The 709-nt window shown below is 63.8% G+C and carries 1 pseudogene; it reads right to left on the bottom strand.

The annotated features are described in order from the left end of the window. Nucleotides 1-578: 578 nt before the first annotated feature. A pseudogene (locus tag F6Q13_RS18760) lies at nt 579-709 on the bottom strand (M23 family peptidase); the annotation flags it as partial.

Consider the following 709-nt stretch of genomic DNA (forward strand, 5'->3'; position numbering starts at 1 on the left):
CTGCTGTGCAACCACGCGGAAGCGCAGAACAACTTGCTCTACCTCTCGGGCGGAGGCATCGATCGTGTATTCATTCCGGCTGGCCAACCGGGGCCCTGGCCCGTGTCTCTCGCGGTGGGAATGATTGTTGAAGTCCCGTGGACACAGACGAATCAGGGAACACAGCGTTCGCATCACTCTGGAGGACGCGGACGGTCATCCAGTCGAAGTGCAGGCGAGCCCAACTGATCGCCAGCCGTTCAGCGCCGAGATCCGCTTTAATGTTGGCCGCCCGCCTCAACTTGAAGTCGGCGAAAGTCAGACAGTTGCGTTGGCGGTTAATGTGCCAGCCCTGCCGCTGGAGAAGCTCGGGCAGTACTCGTTCGTAATCAGCGTCGACGGCGCTGAGTCGCAGCGCCTGTCTTACCGACTCGTTGGCCAGCCAGGCATCACAATCACACCGAACGCCCCCGGAGGTTCAAGCCGCTAGAACCGACGGACACGGTGTGTTCGCTCGACCTTCGGCCCGGTCCAGTCGCCACGCGCATCGCTCAACATTGGTTTTGGGGATGGGCTCGCGACGTGCCACCAAGGCCGGCCTAATCCATCCGCCCGCTGTCCAGCGGCTTGAGCCGCACCGGGGTCGACCTCAGCAGCCCGAGCGGGTCGACGTAGTCGGCACGGGACGCGGGACCCCACATCGCTCCCCAGTGCAGACACGCCGCGGTCG

This window comes from Mycobacterium sp. (genome assembly GCF_008709575.1).
Lineage (GTDB): Bacteria > Actinomycetota > Actinomycetes > Mycobacteriales > Mycobacteriaceae > Mycobacterium.